Source organism: Streptomyces capillispiralis, assembly GCF_007829875.1.
GTDB lineage: Bacteria > Actinomycetota > Actinomycetes > Streptomycetales > Streptomycetaceae > Streptomyces > Streptomyces capillispiralis.
This window is the reverse complement of the sequence record NZ_VIWV01000001.1, coordinates 4,312,052-4,327,620: the sequence shown is the minus strand read 5'-3', so window position 1 is coordinate 4,327,620 and position 15,569 is coordinate 4,312,052. Positions and strand designations below refer to the sequence as shown.

16 protein-coding genes and 2 pseudogenes are annotated in these 15,569 nt (G+C 68.9%); 14 read left to right on the top strand and 4 right to left on the bottom strand.

The window, feature by feature from the left end:
- The first annotated feature begins 77 nt into the window (after positions 1-77).
- From phoU to FHX78_RS18690, 3 genes are all read left to right on the top strand, one after another.
- Entirely contained in the window at positions 78-767 is a 690-nt protein-coding gene (gene phoU, locus FHX78_RS18695; protein ID WP_145868569.1) for a phosphate signaling complex protein PhoU, read from the top strand.
- 147 nt (positions 768-914) lie between these two features.
- Complete coding sequence (locus FHX78_RS36840; protein WP_167531797.1) at positions 915-1,070, top strand: hypothetical protein; 156 nt, start codon at positions 915-917, stop codon at positions 1,068-1,070.
- Positions 1,071-1,210: 140 nt separating this feature from the next.
- Positions 1,211-1,459, top strand: a complete 249-nt coding sequence (locus FHX78_RS18690; RefSeq protein WP_145868568.1) for an SCO4226 family nickel-binding protein — start codon at positions 1,211-1,213, stop codon at positions 1,457-1,459.
- A 45-nt stretch (positions 1,460-1,504) separates the two neighbouring features.
- On the opposite strand, the gene FHX78_RS18685 is transcribed toward FHX78_RS18690, so the two are convergent.
- On the bottom strand, positions 1,505-2,794 hold the full coding sequence (locus tag FHX78_RS18685; protein WP_145868567.1) for an MDR family MFS transporter: 1,290 nt from the start codon (positions 2,792-2,794) through the stop codon (positions 1,505-1,507).
- 152 nt (positions 2,795-2,946) lie between these two features.
- Between FHX78_RS18685 and FHX78_RS18680 the strand changes: the two genes are divergently transcribed.
- A complete protein-coding gene (locus FHX78_RS18680; RefSeq protein WP_145868566.1) occupies positions 2,947-3,708 on the top strand; it encodes a phosphoglyceromutase in 762 nt (253 codons plus the stop codon).
- Positions 3,709-3,853: 145 nt separating this feature from the next.
- On the opposite strand, the pseudogene FHX78_RS18675 reads toward FHX78_RS18680, so the two are convergent.
- Positions 3,854-4,221, bottom strand: a pseudogene (locus FHX78_RS18675) (transposase family protein); the annotation flags it as partial.
- 132 nt (positions 4,222-4,353) lie between these two features.
- On the opposite strand from FHX78_RS18675, the gene FHX78_RS36835 reads away from it, so the two are divergent.
- From FHX78_RS36835 to FHX78_RS18650, 5 genes are all read left to right on the top strand, one after another.
- Positions 4,354-6,873: a hypothetical protein gene (locus FHX78_RS36835; RefSeq protein WP_167531796.1), complete on the top strand. Its 2,520-nt coding sequence runs from the start codon at positions 4,354-4,356 to the stop codon at positions 6,871-6,873.
- A 392-nt stretch (positions 6,874-7,265) separates the two neighbouring features.
- A complete protein-coding gene (locus tag FHX78_RS18665) occupies positions 7,266-8,240 on the top strand; it encodes a GNAT family N-acetyltransferase (protein WP_167531795.1) in 975 nt (324 codons plus the stop codon).
- 250 nt (positions 8,241-8,490) lie between these two features.
- Entirely contained in the window at positions 8,491-8,961 is a 471-nt protein-coding gene (locus FHX78_RS18660) for a DUF6232 family protein (protein ID WP_145868564.1), read from the top strand.
- Positions 8,958-9,293 (top strand): hypothetical protein, encoded by a 336-nt coding sequence (locus FHX78_RS18655; protein ID WP_145868563.1) that lies wholly within the window; start codon positions 8,958-8,960, stop codon positions 9,291-9,293. The genes FHX78_RS18660 and FHX78_RS18655 overlap by 4 nt, the downstream gene beginning before the upstream one ends.
- 127 nt (positions 9,294-9,420) lie before the next feature.
- On the top strand, positions 9,421-10,197 hold the full coding sequence (locus FHX78_RS18650; RefSeq protein WP_145868562.1) for a methyltransferase domain-containing protein: 777 nt from the start codon (positions 9,421-9,423) through the stop codon (positions 10,195-10,197).
- Between the two features lie 60 nt (positions 10,198-10,257).
- Here FHX78_RS18650 and FHX78_RS18645 read toward each other — a convergent pair whose 3' ends face one another.
- Both FHX78_RS18645 and FHX78_RS18640 read right to left on the bottom strand, forming a co-directional pair.
- Positions 10,258-11,715 (bottom strand): FG-GAP and VCBS repeat-containing protein, encoded by a 1,458-nt coding sequence (locus FHX78_RS18645; protein ID WP_145868561.1) that lies wholly within the window; start codon positions 11,713-11,715, stop codon positions 10,258-10,260.
- A gap of 217 nt (positions 11,716-11,932) precedes the next feature.
- Positions 11,933-12,355, bottom strand: a pseudogene (locus tag FHX78_RS18640) (ATP-binding protein); the annotation flags it as partial.
- 167 nt (positions 12,356-12,522) lie between these two features.
- Between FHX78_RS18640 and FHX78_RS18635 the strand changes: the two are divergent.
- From FHX78_RS18635 to FHX78_RS18610, 5 genes are all read left to right on the top strand, one after another.
- Positions 12,523-13,437 carry a helix-turn-helix domain-containing protein gene (locus tag FHX78_RS18635; RefSeq protein ID WP_145872054.1) on the top strand — a complete coding sequence of 305 codons (915 nt, stop codon included), beginning with the start codon at positions 12,523-12,525 and terminating at the stop codon, positions 13,435-13,437.
- Entirely contained in the window at positions 13,349-13,531 is a 183-nt protein-coding gene (locus tag FHX78_RS37510; RefSeq protein ID WP_229923888.1) for a DUF397 domain-containing protein, read from the top strand. Before FHX78_RS18635 ends, FHX78_RS37510 begins: the two co-directional genes overlap by 89 nt.
- 29 nt (positions 13,532-13,560) lie before the next feature.
- Positions 13,561-13,779 (top strand): DUF397 domain-containing protein, encoded by a 219-nt coding sequence (locus FHX78_RS18625; protein ID WP_145868558.1) that lies wholly within the window; start codon positions 13,561-13,563, stop codon positions 13,777-13,779.
- A 349-nt stretch (positions 13,780-14,128) separates the two neighbouring features.
- Entirely contained in the window at positions 14,129-14,308 is a 180-nt protein-coding gene (locus tag FHX78_RS18620; protein WP_229923889.1) for a DUF433 domain-containing protein, read from the top strand.
- A gap of 294 nt (positions 14,309-14,602) precedes the next feature.
- The gene (locus tag FHX78_RS18610) at positions 14,603-15,568 is read left to right on the top strand and encodes a phosphorothioated DNA-binding restriction endonuclease (protein ID WP_145868557.1); all 966 of its coding nucleotides are present in this window, start codon (positions 14,603-14,605) and stop codon (positions 15,566-15,568) included.
- Position 15,569: the final 1 nt, after the last annotated feature.

Genomic DNA, 15,569 nt, shown 5'->3' with positions numbered 1-15,569 from the left:
GCGTACGGGACGGAACGTGGGAGCGTGGGGAGGAGCCCAGGCCCCTGAAGCCGAACAGAAGCACGAGAGGAACCCTGATGCGGGACGCGTACCACGAGGAACTGGATTCGATCGGCGACGGTCTGGTGGAGATGGCCCGGCTGGTCGGGTCGGCGATCGGACGCGCCACGACCGCCATCCTCGACGCCGATCTGAAGCTGGCGGAGAGCGTGATCGAGGCCGACCAGAAGGTCGACGAGCTCCAGCACGACCTGGAGGCGCGGGCCATCGCCCTGCTGGCGCGCCAGCAGCCGGTCGCCACCGACCTGCGGATAGTCGTCACCTCCCTGCGGATGTCGGCCGACCTGGAGCGCTCCGGCGACCTCGCCCAGCACGTGGCGAAGCTGGCCCGGCTGCGCTACCCGTCGCGTGCGGTCCCGCAGGACCTGCACGCCACGATCCTGGAGATGGGCCAGCTCGCCCAGCGCCTGATGGCGAAGGCGGCCGAGGTGATCATCACCAAGGACGTCGACCTGGCGCTCCAGCTGGAGCAGGACGACGACGCGATGGACCTGCTGCACCGCACCCTCTTCCAGCACCTGATCGACGAGCGCTGGAAGCACGGCATCGAGACGGCCGTCGACGTGACCCTGCTGGGCCGCTACTACGAGCGCTTCGCGGACCACGCGGTCTCCGTCGCCAAGCGCGTGGTCTACCTGGTCACCGGTGAGCACGCGGACGAGATCCAGGCGGAGATCCAGGCGGTGCCGGGCGCCGAGGGCGCGTGACCCGCTGAGGTCCGGGGCTCCTTTCGCGCGGGCCCGAACCCGCGCGAAGGGGCCCGGCCGCGGCGCCCGCGAGCCTCAATGCGCTGTTGATGCGCCCGGCGGGACGGGCATCCAATGGGCACAGGCACCAGCCTCGAGGAGGGTCCCATGGCCGCATCGCCCCGCACGACACCCGACCCCGCGCAGGAGCGCGAGACCGAGCAGCCCGCCGAGATCAGGAACCTGACGCTGATCGCCGCCTGCGGCTGCGGCTCGGGCTGCGGCTGCGGGTGCCAGTCGGGCAACCCCTGCCAGTGCGGCTGACGCCGTACGCGCACGGCCCGGTGCACACCGACCCCCCGGCGCCCGTCACGGGTGCCGGGGTTCGGCATGCCGGGGGGTGCGCCGAGGCGCAGCATGGGAGGTACGGGGAAGGTACGCGACCCGGTAAGGAGGTGCGGACCATGACCCAGTACATGGACATCCACCACGGAATGCGGGGCATTACGGAGGACCAGCTGCGGCAGGCCCACGAGGCCGACCTCGCGATACAGCAGGAGGAAGGAGTCCACTTCCGGCAGGCCTGGGCGGACCCGGAGTCCGGCACGATCTACTGCCTCTCCGAGGCCCCCTCCGCCGAAGCGGTGCAGCGCATCCACGAGCGGACCGGCCACAAGGCCGACGAGATCCACGCGGTGCCGCTGTCGGTGTGAGCGGCCCGGACGCGCGGGCCGGATCCCCGCCGGGGCCGGCGCTTCTCAGGAAGCGCTGACCTCCGGCGCACCGCGCACGGCACCGGTCCGCTCCCCTGCCGCCTCCTTCTCCCCCTCCCCCTCTTCCCCTTCCGTCGGCAGCCGCCGCATCAGCAGCCCGTAGCCGAGGCCGGCCACCGTGCCGACGACGGCGCACGTCGCCCACAGCCACTCGGCCCCGAACCGGTCGATGACCAGCCCCGACATCAGCGGCGCGACGAGGGCGGCCACGGCCCAGGACATGGTGTACATGCCCTGGTAGCGCCCGCGCCCGTGCACCGGGGACAGCCGGACGACGAGCCCGGTCTGGGTCGGCGCGTTGACGATCTCGGCGAGCGTCCACACGCAGACAGTGAGGGCGAAGGCACCGAGGGAGCCGGCGAAGGCGGTGAGTCCGAGACCGTATCCGGCGAGGAGGGAGGAGATCACCAGCAGCCGGCCGGGGTCGCGGTGCTCGATGAACCGGGTGACCGGGATCTGCAGCACGACGATGAGGAAGCCGTTGACGGCGACGGCCAGCCCGTAGTCGGCCGGGGTGAACCCGGCCTCGCCCATGGCGATGGGCAGGCCGACGGAGGCCTGCTGGAAGATCAGCGCGATGAGGAAGGACAGCCCGACGACCCCCATGAACCGCCCGTCGCGCAGTACGGTCCCCAACCTCACGGAGTCCTCCTGCCGCGCCGCCTCGGCGCTGCGCACCGGCTTGGACTCGGGCAGCTTCACGAAGACGACGACCGCGCACACCAGGGTCATCAGCGCCTCGATGAGGAACCCGGCGAGGTAGCTGTACTCGGCGATGAACCCGGCGGCCATCGACGAGATCGCGAACCCCAGGTTGATCGCCCAGTAGTTGAGGGAGAAGGCGCGGATGCGGTCCTCGGGCCGCACGATGTCGGCCATCATCGCCTGCACGGCCGGCCGGGAGGCGTTGGAGGCCATGCCCACCAGGAAGGCGACGGAGGCGATGGCGACGGGGTCGCGCACGAAGCCGAGCGCCGCCACGGAGACGGCCGTGGACACCTGCGCGACGAGCAGTGTGGGCCGCCGTCCCAGCCGGTCGGTCATCACCCCCGCGACCAGCGACGAGATCACCCCGCCCAGCCCGTGGAGGGCGGCGACGAGACCGGCGTAGGTGGCCGAGTAGCCGCGGTCGAGGGTGAGGTAGAGCGCCATGAAGGTGGCGACGAAGGCACCGAGCCGGTTGACCAGGGTGCTGGTCCACAGCCACCAGAACGCCGGGGGAAGTCCGGAGACGGTCTCCCGGACGGCGCGTCTCGCACGGACGACGGACGACATGGAAGGAACCCCCCGGATGTAAGCGGCTGTGACGGCAGGCACAACTTACAAAGGGGCGCTCTTAAGCAGCCACTCAATTAACAGATCCCGTCAACCGTCCGGCCCTCGGGCGGGCGCGCGACGCGCACGGCCCTTCGATTACGCTCGGGCGCATGGCCGACGCACCGTACAAGCTGATCCTGCTCCGCCACGGCGAGAGCGAGTGGAACGAGAAGAACCTGTTCACCGGCTGGGTGGACGTCAACCTCACCGCGAAGGGCGAGAAGGAGGCGACGCGCGGCGGCGAGCTGCTCAAGGACGCCGGCCTGCTGCCCGACGTGCTCCACACCTCCCTCCAGAAGCGCGCGATCCGCACCGCGCAGCTGGCGCTGGAGGCAGCCGACCGCCTGTGGATCCCGGTGAACCGCAGCTGGCGCCTGAACGAGCGCCACTACGGCGCCCTCCAGGGCAAGGACAAGGCGCAGACCCTCGCGGAGTTCGGCGAGGAGCAGTTCATGCTGTGGCGCCGCTCCTACGACACTCCGCCGCCGGCGCTCGCCAACGACGCCGAGTACTCCCAGTTCTCCGACCCGCGCTACGCGACCCTCCCGCCGGAGGTGCGCCCGCAGACGGAGTGCCTGAAGGACGTCGTCGTCCGGATGCTCCCGTACTGGTTCGACAACATCGTCCCGGACCTCCTGACCGGCCGCACGGTCCTGATCGCCGCCCACGGCAACAGCCTGCGCGCCCTGGTCAAGCACCTCGACGGCATCTCGGACGCCGACATCGCGGGCCTGAACATCCCGACGGGCATCCCCCTCTACTACGAGCTCGACTCCGACTTCAAGCCGGTCACCCCCGGCGGCAAGTACCTCGACCCGGAGGCGGCGGCGGCCGCGATCGAGGCGGTCAAGAACCAGGGCAAGAAGAAGTAAGCGCCTACACGTAAGCCCCCTACCTGCGGGTTCTCCGCTAGTAGGGGGCTTTTCGCTGCCGCTGGGCAGTCTCTGGGCCGTCTCCGGGCCGTCCGAGGTCACCCGACCGCTTGGCCGCCGACGACAGAAGCCCACGGCATCCGAACTGCCTCTCCAGGGTGAGGACTGCTGTGGCGATGACGGTCATGCGGTTCGGGCTGATGCGGGATCTGCGGAAGAGCTGCCAGGACTTCAGCCGTGCCATGCCGCGTTCGACCGGTGCCTGGCTGCGGCCACGGCCCGGTTGGCCGTGCGCTGGGTGGGGGTGAGTTCGCCGCCGGGTGGCCGCTTGAGTCCGGTGGTGACCGAAGGGCCGGCGCCCTGGTAGGCGCGGTCGGCGAGGATCGGGACGCCCTGACGCTCGCAGATCCGGATGATGCGGTGGGCGCGGTCGGCGAGCAGGCCGGTGACGGCGGTGACGGAGGTGACGTACGCGTGAGCGGTGCCGACGGATATCCCGAAGCCGGCCACGACACCCTCATCGGGATCGCTCTTCAACACGAGTCGGGATGAACCGTCAATGGATCGGGCTCGTATTGCATGACAGAACCTGATGCACCAACGAGAGGACTTGGGGCACAACCATGATTTTCGAGAATGAAGACTATGTCTGACGGTATCACGGTAATCACCGCGACTGAGATCCCTGGCACGTCATTTACGGGCCGAGCGGCCCAGCCCAAGAAGGGTGCCATACGAACTGAGCGGCATCATCTGGTCGGGCTGGTCGAATCCAGGTTCCCGTACGTGACAAACGGCCTCCATTCCAGCCGGCTTCATCTCATAGAGCGACGTCATGACGGCGAGCGCAACTACTTCACAATGCGCGATCACCACGATAAGGAACTCACCGTTCACCTGGACGTCGTTCCCCTCCCGGCAGGAATCGTCGCCCGGACTTATGTCAACACCACATCGGACAACCACGTCATTCAGTTGTCCGATGCAATCGATGCACAGCACGTCGACCGAGCCCTCAGTCATGAGGTGGGAGAACTGCTGGCAGTCAGAGAAAGAGCCAGGAATAATCAGAGAACCCCTTTTCAGGATAGCTTGACGAGAGGATCGGTCAGGGGTCCTGTGACCCTCTCCGACGAGGATATCGGCAGAGTCAGTGAACTCAACCACCTTGCCGGCCGCATGAATGACCGAAGCCTGGCGGTGCGGGTTCGCAGCAAGGCACGCAAGGAATTCTCGTTCCTACTCGACCACACTGGCTTGCGTTCGCGGGCCTTCGCGCGCGAGACGCAGGCCCGCGTCGAAGAACAGCATGCGGCAGATCTGCGTATCGCGTCCATCAGGAAGCATCTGTCTCCGGTCGCGTTGCGAGAACTGAAAGGTCTCTCTGTACCCATTCATCAGTTGGGGGGTTCCGACGCGCGCGCACTGTCAGACTTCCGGGCTCGCGTCCGGTCTCAACCCGCACGGAACATGACGAGGTCAGGAATCGGGAATCATACCGTGCCCGGATTTCGCGTCGATGGTTCTGCTATATCCCGAGTGGAACTTACCACGGAGGCACTGCTGATGGCCGACACCCGTACCGGAATCAGTCAGCGCACTCTCAACGAATTGCGCGCCGAGACTCTCCGAACGGGGCAATCGCCCGGCCGGAAGGTAATCATCGGTGGTGGGGCGAGCCTGGCTGGGCGAGACCCTGACGCTCTGCTCATCGACGCACGTGGGCGATGGCATCTGGACCCGGGCGAAGGCCTGTTTCAGTCCGCCGACCAGGTCAGGGACACCCGGGCTGTCGGCCTTGGCTACAGTCATCAATTCACTGACCCCACAAACCGTGTCACGATGCAGGCCGTGCAGTTGTGGGAGGACACACTGGCTTCACGGGGGCCGCTCGTCGACGGTTCCGCCCGACTCGTGGCCGGGGAAGACGGAAACCTCTGGGCGCACATCGTGCCGAATGACGGCTCGGAAAGTCTTCGCGTCAGGGTCGAAGGCGTGCCGACCATTGCTACAGGGATACCGCCCCAACTGATTCCGGGGGCCGACCTTGCCGTGCCGACGATAGCCGCCGTGCATGACAGGTTGCACAAGATCCTCCCCGATGACAGCCCCGTGCACGAACGGTTGTCCACAGTCACCACGGCGCGGGAAACACTCGAAGTGCTTCGGCAGGAGAACAGCGAGAGCGCACTTCGCGCAAACACGACGGCCAGGGCCGCGATGCGCACCCTCGACGCCGCTGTTGATTGGGAGAATGCCAGGGAGATACTCCCTGGAAAGGTACTCCTCGGCGACGAGGTGTCGGACAATAAATTTGACCCTCATGTCGCCAATTCCTGGCTGATCTCCGGCGCATCAGGAAATGCCATATCTGCGGCCGAGATCATCTTGGAGGCCAACCCCGACGCAAGAGTGGCAATAGTCGGCTCCAACATTCCTCCCATTCTGTTCGAGCAAATTCCACTGCGGGCCGCGCGAGAACGGTTCGAGACCGCGCACGGCGGAGACGGAAGGCTGAGCTTCCATATCGCCCCTGGAAACCGGGCACGTGGCATCCCGCTCGCATACAACTCGGAAGGGGAGGCGTGCTTCCGCATAGGCAACGTCGAAGCCGAGGCCTACATCGCCAGCCTTGCCCGCACAGCCCCCGTACCCGAAGCCGCACAGGACCTCAGTCGCTGGGTCCATAAGAGCAACGGCAACCTCGAGGGAGATCTCATGTTCGACAAGAACTCCCAGTACCTGGGATACTCCCTCACCTTTCGCGGACAAGGATCGGAACACCAGGTTCACGTCACCGGGGCCGCTTCCGGATTTCTCCCCAACACCGTATTCCCTCCGCAGGTACAAAACGCCCTCAACGACATGGGGGCACGCCAAGTCCCCCTCCAGAGTGGCAGCCCTGCCGTAGGATTCGCACCGACGGCCTGGCAATCTGTTTTGTTGGCGAAGGCTCGCCAACAAGGTGAAGTGGAACTACACAAGGAGCCGCCCAGCAGTTGGATAAGGGCCGAGTCGGCCAACGTGGCCTCCACCTCCTCCATCGCCGCAGCGAGCAGTCTCCGCCCCACTAGTGCACAACGCAACCAGTCGCGGCCCGAAGCAATGTTTCCACCGAGAGATGCGCCAAACAGCACAATTTCTACAATTCGAGGCCGTCGATAGTTCGGCGTGTTGATATTCCAGTGAGGTTTCGTGGCCTATCCAGCAGGTTCGCCAAGGCGCCGTTGGTGGTGGCTGCGTCGGGCTGTTGCCTGAAGCCCTTCCCTGAAGCCCGTCGGCGAGCGCGGTGAAGTCGACGTCCGTGACGCCCTGGGCCGGGTCGACGCGGTGAGGCCCACTCGACGAGGTGTCGGGTTTTCCAGGAGGGGACGCTCCGTCGCGCTTGTCACGACGGACGATAGCCCGGTGTAGCAGGATTGCCCACGAACAAGCCCCTGCCTGCGGGTTCTCCTCTGGGAGGGGCTGTCGCTGTCCCTGGGCCGCCGAGACCTGTCGCATCGCCCGCGGTGCAGGTCCGTGGTGCGATGGAAGTGGGGGCGGAAAGGAGAGCGATCATGTCCGCAGCGAAGCGAACGAGTGTCGCCGCCCCGGTGTCGGTCCGCCCGCTGGTCGAGCCGGACCTGGACCGGGCCGACGGGATCTTCCGGGTCGCCTTCGGGACCTTCCTCGGGGCGCCCGAGCCGGGGACGTTCTTCGGGACCGCCGACTACGTCCGCACCCGCTGGGCGGCGGATCCGCGCGCTGCCTTCGCAGCGACCGTCGAGGACGAGGTCGTCGGATCGAACTTCGCCGCCGACTGGGGCAGCGTCGGGTACTTCGGCCCGCTGACCGTACGACCGGACCTGTGGGACCAGGGCATCGGCAGGCGCCTCATGGAACCGGTCATGGCCTGCTTCGACACCTGGGGGAACCGGCACCTCGGCCTGTTCACCTTCTCGCACAGTCCCAAGCACATCGAGCTCTACCGCCGGTACGGCTTCTGGCCCCGGTTCCTCACCGCCATCATGAAGAAGCAGGTCGCCGTGAGTGCCGCTGTCCCCGGCCGGGTGCTGTACGGCGAGCTGACCGCCGCCGAGCGGCCCGACGCGCTGAGCCTGGGGCGCGCACTGACGGGGTCCGTGTACGAGGGGCTGAGTCTGGAGCGCGAGATCACGGCCGTACAGGAGCAGGGGATCGGTGACACCATCCTGCTCGACGGCGCCGACTCCGGCCTCGACGGTCTGGCCGTCTGCCACTGCGGAGCGGGGTCGGAGGCCGGTGAGGACGTGTGCTTCGTCAAGTTCGGCGCCGTACGCCCTGGCCCGGGCGCCGCGGACCGGTTCGAACGACTGCTGGACGCGTGCGAGCAACTGGCCACCGAGAGGGGACTGGGGCAACTGGACGCCGGCATGAACCTGGCCCGCCAGGACGCCTACCGGCGCATGGTGGACCGCGGTTTCCGTACCTGGCTGCAGGGCGTGACCATGCACAAGCCCAACGAACCCGGCTACAGCCACCCGGACGCCTATGTGATCGACGACTGGCGCTGAGTCATGGCGCTGCGGCCCAGGCCGGTGGTGGGGACGAAGTCGCGTGGAATCAGGGAAGTTGACCGTTTTTCGTCTCTTGCGTGGTAGGCGTGGGGTGCTTAATGGTTCCCCACGCGGTCGCAGGGCCGCGGGGCGTCACACAACTCACGGGGGACTTGTGGAGACGAAGGGGACATGGGGACCGCCGGTGCCGCCGTCCGGGCCGCCGCCGGTGCCACCGCTGATTCCGCCGCCGCCCAGTGGGAAGACCGTGGATCTGCGGGTGGGCAAGCGGGTGCTGTGGGTGGGGGATGCCGCCTATCCGCTGCGCAACGTGACCCGGGTCTACTCCGTCGAGTTCAAGCCCAAACGCGGGGAGACGTTCGGGTTCTTCCTCGTCGGCAGCGTGATCGCGCTCGTGGTGGCCAGGTCGGAGCCGGACGCGTTGCCGGGCTGTGTGCTCGCGGTGGCCGCGCTGCTCGTGTGGCTGCTGAAGGTGCTGTGGTCGCCGAGCAAGTACGCGCTCGTCATCGACACGTCCGGCACGGCGAGCGCCCTCGTGACCCTGCCGCACCGCGAACGGCTCCGGCAGTTGGTCGACGCCATCGTGGAGGCCGTCGAGTCACCCGAGAAACAGCTCCACGTGCAGGTCGAGAGCATGAATTTCAGCCGTAACTACCATCACGGCGACAAGGTCAACATCTACGGCGGTCTGGGGCACACGGGGGTGCTGAAGAAGTGAGCGGTGACATCGTCAACATCAACCAAGGCAGCCACCACGTCGGGATCATCAAGAACCAGTACGGAGGCCCGGCACAGCCGACGTCCCAGGAACTGACCGAGGCGGTCGACCAGTTGGCGCAGCTCCTCGCCGGCCTTCGGGGGCAGGTGGCGCCCGGGACCGCGCGGGTCATCGACGACTCGCTGCCCGTGATCGTCTCCGGGGCGAGTGCGCCGCAGGAGCGGCACCGGGCCCTGATCGCCGTCGCCACCATCGCCGCGACCGTCGGCGCGCTGGGTGCGCCGACCGTCGAGGCGGCGAACAGACTCCTGGGGCTGCTGGGGGCGCTGTAATCGAGTGGGGGCGGCGGCACGGCGGGGCACCTCGGCCCGTCGCGATGCCGGGCGGGCGTACGGGGAGCCTGTGCGGGTTCGCCGCTTCGCCCACGGATCCGGGGTCCGGGCTGCTTGACTCGGAGGCATGTCGACGACTCTCGGTGTCCCGCGTCCCGATCAGGCCGACTACATGCTGCGCGCCGCGGCCGGTGACGCGGGGCGGGCGTACAAGCAGCGGATGCTCGACATGCTGGACGTCCGCGACGGCCACGCCGTACTGGACGTGGGGTGCGGGCCGGGTACCGACCTCCCGGCGCTGGCGGAACGCGTCGGGGACGCCGGCACCGTGATCGGTGTCGACCGGGACCCGGCCATGCTCGAACGGGCCCGTGCGCGCACGGCCGGACTGCCGCGGGTGGAGATCCGCGAGGGGGACGCCCACGCGCTCCCCGTCGAGGCGGGCACCATCGACCGCGCCAAGACCGACCGCGTCCTGATGCACGTGGCCGATCCCGCGGACGTCCTCGCGCAGCTCCACCGCGCGACCCGGCCGGGCGCCCGGATCGGGCTCGCCGAGCCCGACTGGGACACCCTGATCGTCGACGCGGAGGACCTGGAGACGAGCCGCGCCTTCACCCGCTTCACCACGTCCGAGGTGGTCCGCCACGCGACCATCGGGCGCGGTCTCGCCCGCCTCGCCGCGCGGGCCGGCTTCCGCGTCGAGGCCGTGCACACCACGACCCCGCTCTTCCTCGACTTCGCCGAGGCGGATCACACCCTGGGCCTGGGCCGCAATCTGCAGAAGGCCGTCGACGGGGGGCACATCGACCCGGTGCGCGGGCGGGACTGGTTCGACGGCCTCTCCGCACCGGGGCCCTTCTACGCATCGTTCACCCTGGTCAGCGTGGTCTGCTCCCGCTGAGCCGGCCGGGTGGCCGGCCGGGTGAAGGGGCCATCGGCGTACGGAGACGGCACGCCGTCGTCAGTGCGCGAAGCGGCCGCCCAGTGTCGTGTAGGGCAGGTTCAGGGAGTTCACCGTGTACGTCTTCGAGCCGGTCGTGGTGATGCCCGACGTCGAGCCCTTCAGCTGGTGGACCAGGCCCCAGCGGGTGTTGTCCAGCTGCTCGTTGGTGTCGATGAGGAGGTCGGCGCGGCCGTCGCGCGTGTAGTCGGTGAGCTTGAGGTTCCAGCCGAAGTAGTCGTTGTTCTCGACCGCGCCCGCGATGCCCGACGTGTTCTGGTCGTAGGCCTTGGCTCCGGTGCCGGACAGTCCGCCCGCACGGCCGAGGAGCACCGTGACCATGCCGGCCTGGCGCCGGTCCCCCAGGTCCTCGCCGGAGGCGCCGACGGCGAGGTCGGCGTATCCGTCGCCGTTGACGTCGCCCGCGGCGACGGCGGCGCCGAAGTAGTCCTCGTTCTCGGAAGCGCCCGGTACGCCCGAGGTGTTCTGGGTGATCTTCACCCGTGCGCGGGCCGTGTTGGGGCCGGTGGAACCGCCGTACTGGATGCTGACGTACCCCTTCTCCCCGTCCGGCTGCTCGTAACCGCGGCCGAGGGCCAGGTCGCCGTAGCCGTCCTTGTCGAAGTCGCCGATGGCGGCGATGGGGCCGCCGCCGATCTGGTGCCCGCCGTCGTCCGGTACGCGCAGCTCGCTCGCGCGCCGGGTGAAGTCGGCGCCTCCGCGGTGGAAGTAGGCCCGCATGTCCAGGTCGCTGTAGCCGGCCTGGAGATCGCGGCCGATGATGTACAGGTCGGTGGCGCCGTCGGCGGTGACCCGGCCCGCCGCGAGCTGGGAGCCGTTCAGGTAGCCGTAGCTCCCGCCGAGGGACTGCCAGCCGCTCTTCCCGCCGGTGCGGGTGAAGGGGCCCTTGAACAGGAGGGCGCCGGCGCGGCTGTCGCTGAGCGCCGTGAGGTCCTGGTCGCCGTCGCCGTCGAAGTCACCGGCGACGACGTCCAGGCCGAACCCGTCGCCCGAGCCCGCGTACTCCGGTGCGATGGGCGAGTGGAAGACGGTGCCGGAGCCGAGGCCCTTGGCGCTGCCCCACACGACGGTCAGCCCGCCGCGCCGCTGGATGTCACCGACGGCCTCCCCCGGTGAGGCGACCACCAGGTCGGCGTAGCCGTCGCGGTCGAGGTCGGCGCTGGTCGCGGCGAATCCCCACTCGTCGCCCTCCTCCACCGCGCCGGGTATGCCGGCCGAGTCCTGGTGGATGGTCTGCACCCGGGTGCCGGGTCCGGTCGACGTGCCGTAGACGACGGTGACCCTGCCGTCCTTGCCGTGCGTCCCGCCGAGCAGGACGAGGTCGCGGTAGCCGTCGCCGTTGAAGTCGTCGGCGAGCCGTGCGGGGGCGGCGGCCGCCGTGGGCGCGACGAGGAGAGGGGTACAGACCGCTGCCGCGAGTGCCGCGGCGGCGGCGAGGACGGTGCGTGAGGCGCGCATGGTTCTCCGTGATCCTGGAAGCGCCCTGTGGACGGACGCTTGAGCTGCGAACTTGGACACGGAGGGCAGCTCAAAGGTTGTACGCCGGCGAGGGGGACGTCTCCTCGGCGCCGCTCCGCCCCCCGGGCGGCTCCTCGGCACCGCTCCCCTCCTCGCACGGCATGTCGGCGTCGTGCCTCTCCGCACACGGCACGTCGGCGTCGGGCCTCTCCTCACACGGCACCTCGGCCCAGACCGTCTTCCCCACGGGGAGGCGTGGCTCCCAGCCCCAGCGCACCGCCAGGACGTCGACCAGGAACAGCCCGCGGCCCGACTCCCCGTCCGGACACGTCACCGGCGCAGCCACGGGCGGCCGCCGTTTGCCGGAGGCGGCGTCGGCCACCTCGACCCGGACGAGGGCGGACGGCTGGTCGTGAACGAGCCGGATACGGACGTCACGTCCCGGGACCCGCCCGTGCCGTACGGCGTTCGCGGCGAGTTCGCCGACGACCAGTGCGACGGCGCACGACGCGTCCGACACCGGCGGGTGCCCCCACTCCTCCATCCACCGCACGGCCAGGTGCCGCGCGTGCCTCGCGCCTCGGGGCGTCGAGGCGAACTGTGCTTCGCGCGTGGTGGTGTTCGTCGTTCCGATGAGCACAGCGGGTCCGTCCTTGCACTGTCGTCTCGCGCCGTACGCGAGTCATCACGTTCCGTGCTCAAGGGTGGCCGGATCGCTCTACGCTCGGAAGGTGACGCAGCATTACCTTTCGGTTCGTAAAGGACGGACGTAGCGCCTTGGCCAAAGAGATCGACCCCAGCACGTCGATGGCGGCGCTGTTCGGCGCACGGGTGCGCAAGCTCCGTACGGCGGCCGGGCTGACCCAGGCCGAACTGGGCGCCCGGGTGCACGTGGTGGGCACTCGGATCGCCCAGATCGAACGCGTCTCGGGTGCGAAGCCGACGCTGGAACTGGCGCGGGCGCTGGACGCGGTACTCGGTGCGGACGACTTGCTCGTGGAGCTGTGGCCGTACGTGTACCGGGAGACGTTCCCGGACTGGTCGCGGAAGTTCATGGCGTACGCCGAACAAGCCGTGTCCATCGGGGAGTACGCGGCACACGTGGTCCCAGGTCTGTTGCAGACCGCGAGTTACGCGAGGGCCGTCCTGAGCGTCGGCCTCACGCTCAGCGGAGACGCACAATTGGAGGAGAGACTTTCCGCCCGCATGGGACGGCAGGTGCGGCTCACCTCTGAGGACAGGCCCGTCCTCCGGGTCGTCCTGGACGAAGCGGTACTGAGACGCCCGGTCGGTGATTCCACTGTGATGAGGGAGCAGTTGAAGCGCCTGCTGGATAACGCCTCGGAGCGGCACATCACTGTTCAGGTGCTGCCTTTCGACCAAGGCGAGCACGACGTGATGGGCGGATCACTGTCGATCCTCACGCTCCCGGACGGCTCCGACGTGGCGTACACGGAGGGCGCGCATTACGGCCAACTCATCGAGGATCCGGAGGACGTCGGAAACTTCGTACGGACCTACCATCAGCTACGGGCGGCAGCACTGCCCCCGCTCATGTCACTCGACATGATCCGATCCGTGATGGAGGACAACCACCGTGGAGCGAATGTCCCGTCCCGATCCGAACGGCGTCGTGTGGCGCAAAAGCAGCTACAGCAATCAGGAAGGCGGCAACTGCGTGGAAGTGGCGGACGGATTTCCCCGCGCCGTCCCCGTACGTGACAGCAAGAACCCGCACGGCCCCGAACTCCACTTCCGAAGCGCCTCCTGGACCGCGTTCATAAGTGAGTTGAAGGGCAGCCACCACCGAATCTGAGGCGGCCGGGTCAAGTGAGGACGTCAACCATGGAGCAGAAGTCCCGTCCCGATCAGAACCACGTCGTCTGGTGCAAGAGCAGCTACAGCAATCAGGCGGGCGGGGATTGCGTGGAAGTGGCGGACGGATTCCCCGGCGCCGTCCCCGTCCGTGACAGCAAGAACCCGCACGGCCCGGCACTCCACTTCCGAAGCGCCTCCTGGGTGGCGTTCGTAGGCGAGTTGAAGGCCGGGCGTCACCGGATGTGAGGTGGCCAGGTACCGGTTCTTCCCGGTCCGCCGGGTCCTTGTCCGTGAGGGTCCGGCGGCCCGCTGCACTCCCCGGAGAACCGGGAGGGGCCACCACCCGCCCACCCACCCTCCCCGCCGGCGCGGCCCGCGTCACCCATGCGAGTCACCGGCTCGCAGGTGGGAGAGACGGACGGTCACGTCCGCCGCGACACCGCGAACAGATGCAGCCCCCGGCCGCGACTGCGATCCCGGGCGAGGGTCTGACCGATCAGGGAGTGAACTTCTTCCCGATGGCTGACCCGCAGTCTGACGCGCACTGCGCGCCGACAGTCTGCGGTTGAGGTAGTACCCGGAATCCGTCCCCGTCGTGATCGATCCGAGGTTCGGACACGGCCTCCCCGTGGTCGCCGCCAACAGGGTCACGGTCCAGGCCATCGCCGACCTGTGGGAAGCCGGCGAAAGCGTCGAGGACATCGCCTACGACTACGACATGACCCCGGAGCAAGTGGACGAACTCTGCCGGGCAGTGGTGCATCTTGCCGCCTGAGTTCTTCCTCGACCACAATCTCGGGCGTCGCGTTTGAAGGGCTGAGAGCCGCCGGGTGGCAGGTCCACCGCATCGGGGACGTCTTCCCGGACGACGGGCAGGACATCGCGGACGAGAGGACGGGCGCATCAAGACCCGGGACCTGGAGATCCGGCCCGTCCTGGAGCGCGAAGCCGTGCTCTTCTACCTCGACAACCAGCAACTGCGCAGCCCCGAGAGGCCCGCTCCGTGCCGCTGCCGGACTGAGGCGGGTCCCCGGGCCCGCGGGATCCCGCGTCGCTACGATCACCGGTCATGAACTGGGTAGAGCGCGCAGCCGAGTTGAGGCAGTGGAGCAAGGGGGCCGCACGGGCCCCTCACAAGCCGCTGCTCCTGCTGTACGCGCTCGGGCGGTTCCAGCAGGACGGTGACGGTGAGCTGCGGTACAGCGCCGTGGAGGAGGACCTGAAGGGGCTGCTGGCCGAGTACGGGCCGCGCAACAGGACGTCGGCCGCCTACCCGTTCCATCATCTGGTCAGCGACGGTGTGTGGGAGGTGCGTACCGATCGCGGGGCCGGCAGTCCGGGCACCGGTGTGCGGGAGCTGCGGGCGAGCAACGCGGCCGGGCGGCTCGTGCCCGAGCTGCGGGTGGCGTTGCGGCGGGAGCCGTCGCTGCTCGGGCGGATGGCCCGGGTGCTGCTCGACGCGAACTTCCCGCCCTCGCTGCACGGCGAGTTGTGCGAAGCCGTCGGCCTGGATCCGGAGGCGGGGCCGGCCGTGTCCGAGCGGTTCTCCGCCGCGCGGCGGCAGCGGGACCGCCGGATGCGGGAGCTGGTGCTGACGGCGTACGAGTACCGGTGCGCCTTCTGCGGTTACGACGGCCGGCTCGGGCCGGTGCCGGTCGGGCTGGAGGCCGCGCACGTGCGCTGGTGGGCGTTCGACGGCCCGGACGACGTCGACAACGGGCTGTGCCTGTGCTCGCTGCACCACAAGCTCTTCGACAAGGGTGTCCTCGGTGTGGGGCGGGGGCCCGCCCGCGGCGGCGAGGGCAGCGGCGCCGGCGGAGGGCCGCACCGGATCCTCGTCTCGGAGCGGTTCACCGGGCACAGTCCCGCCGCTCGCGCGGCCGTCACCGAACTCTCCGGGCGCCCGCTCATCGGGCCCCGGCCGGGCGCCGCCCCCATAGCGGCGGCCCACCGCGCCTGGCACATGGAGCAGGTGTTCCGCGGTGATCCTCCGGCCGCCCCGCAGGCGGCCCACGCCGCCCCGTCGTCGGCGTGAC

What these genes read in the sequence shown, in the direction of transcription:
- FHX78_RS18690 (WP_145868568.1), top strand. Translation starts at nt 1,211, where the DNA reads ATGACCCAGTACATGGACATCCACCACGGAATGCGGGGCATTACGGAG.
- FHX78_RS18685 (WP_145868567.1), bottom strand. Translation starts at nt 2,794, where the DNA reads ATGTCGTCCGTCGTCCGTGCGAGACGCGCCGTCCGGGAGACCGTCTCC.
- FHX78_RS18635 (WP_145872054.1), top strand. Translation starts at nt 12,523, where the DNA reads ATGGCGGCGCTGTTCGGCGCACGGGTGCGCAAGCTCCGTACGGCGGCC.
- FHX78_RS18665 (WP_167531795.1), top strand. Translation starts at nt 7,266, where the DNA reads ATGTCCGCAGCGAAGCGAACGAGTGTCGCCGCCCCGGTGTCGGTCCGC.
- FHX78_RS18650 (WP_145868562.1), top strand. Translation starts at nt 9,421, where the DNA reads ATGTCGACGACTCTCGGTGTCCCGCGTCCCGATCAGGCCGACTACATG.
- FHX78_RS36835 (WP_167531796.1), top strand. Translation starts at nt 4,354, where the DNA reads ATGTCTGACGGTATCACGGTAATCACCGCGACTGAGATCCCTGGCACG.
- FHX78_RS18625 (WP_145868558.1), top strand. Translation starts at nt 13,561, where the DNA reads ATGGAGCAGAAGTCCCGTCCCGATCAGAACCACGTCGTCTGGTGCAAG.
- FHX78_RS18680 (WP_145868566.1), top strand. Translation starts at nt 2,947, where the DNA reads ATGGCCGACGCACCGTACAAGCTGATCCTGCTCCGCCACGGCGAGAGC.
- phoU (WP_145868569.1), top strand. Translation starts at nt 78, where the DNA reads ATGCGGGACGCGTACCACGAGGAACTGGATTCGATCGGCGACGGTCTG.
- FHX78_RS18610 (WP_145868557.1), top strand. Translation starts at nt 14,603, where the DNA reads ATGAACTGGGTAGAGCGCGCAGCCGAGTTGAGGCAGTGGAGCAAGGGG.
- FHX78_RS36840 (WP_167531797.1), top strand. Translation starts at nt 915, where the DNA reads ATGGCCGCATCGCCCCGCACGACACCCGACCCCGCGCAGGAGCGCGAG.
- FHX78_RS18645 (WP_145868561.1), bottom strand. Translation starts at nt 11,715, where the DNA reads ATGCGCGCCTCACGCACCGTCCTCGCCGCCGCCGCGGCACTCGCGGCA.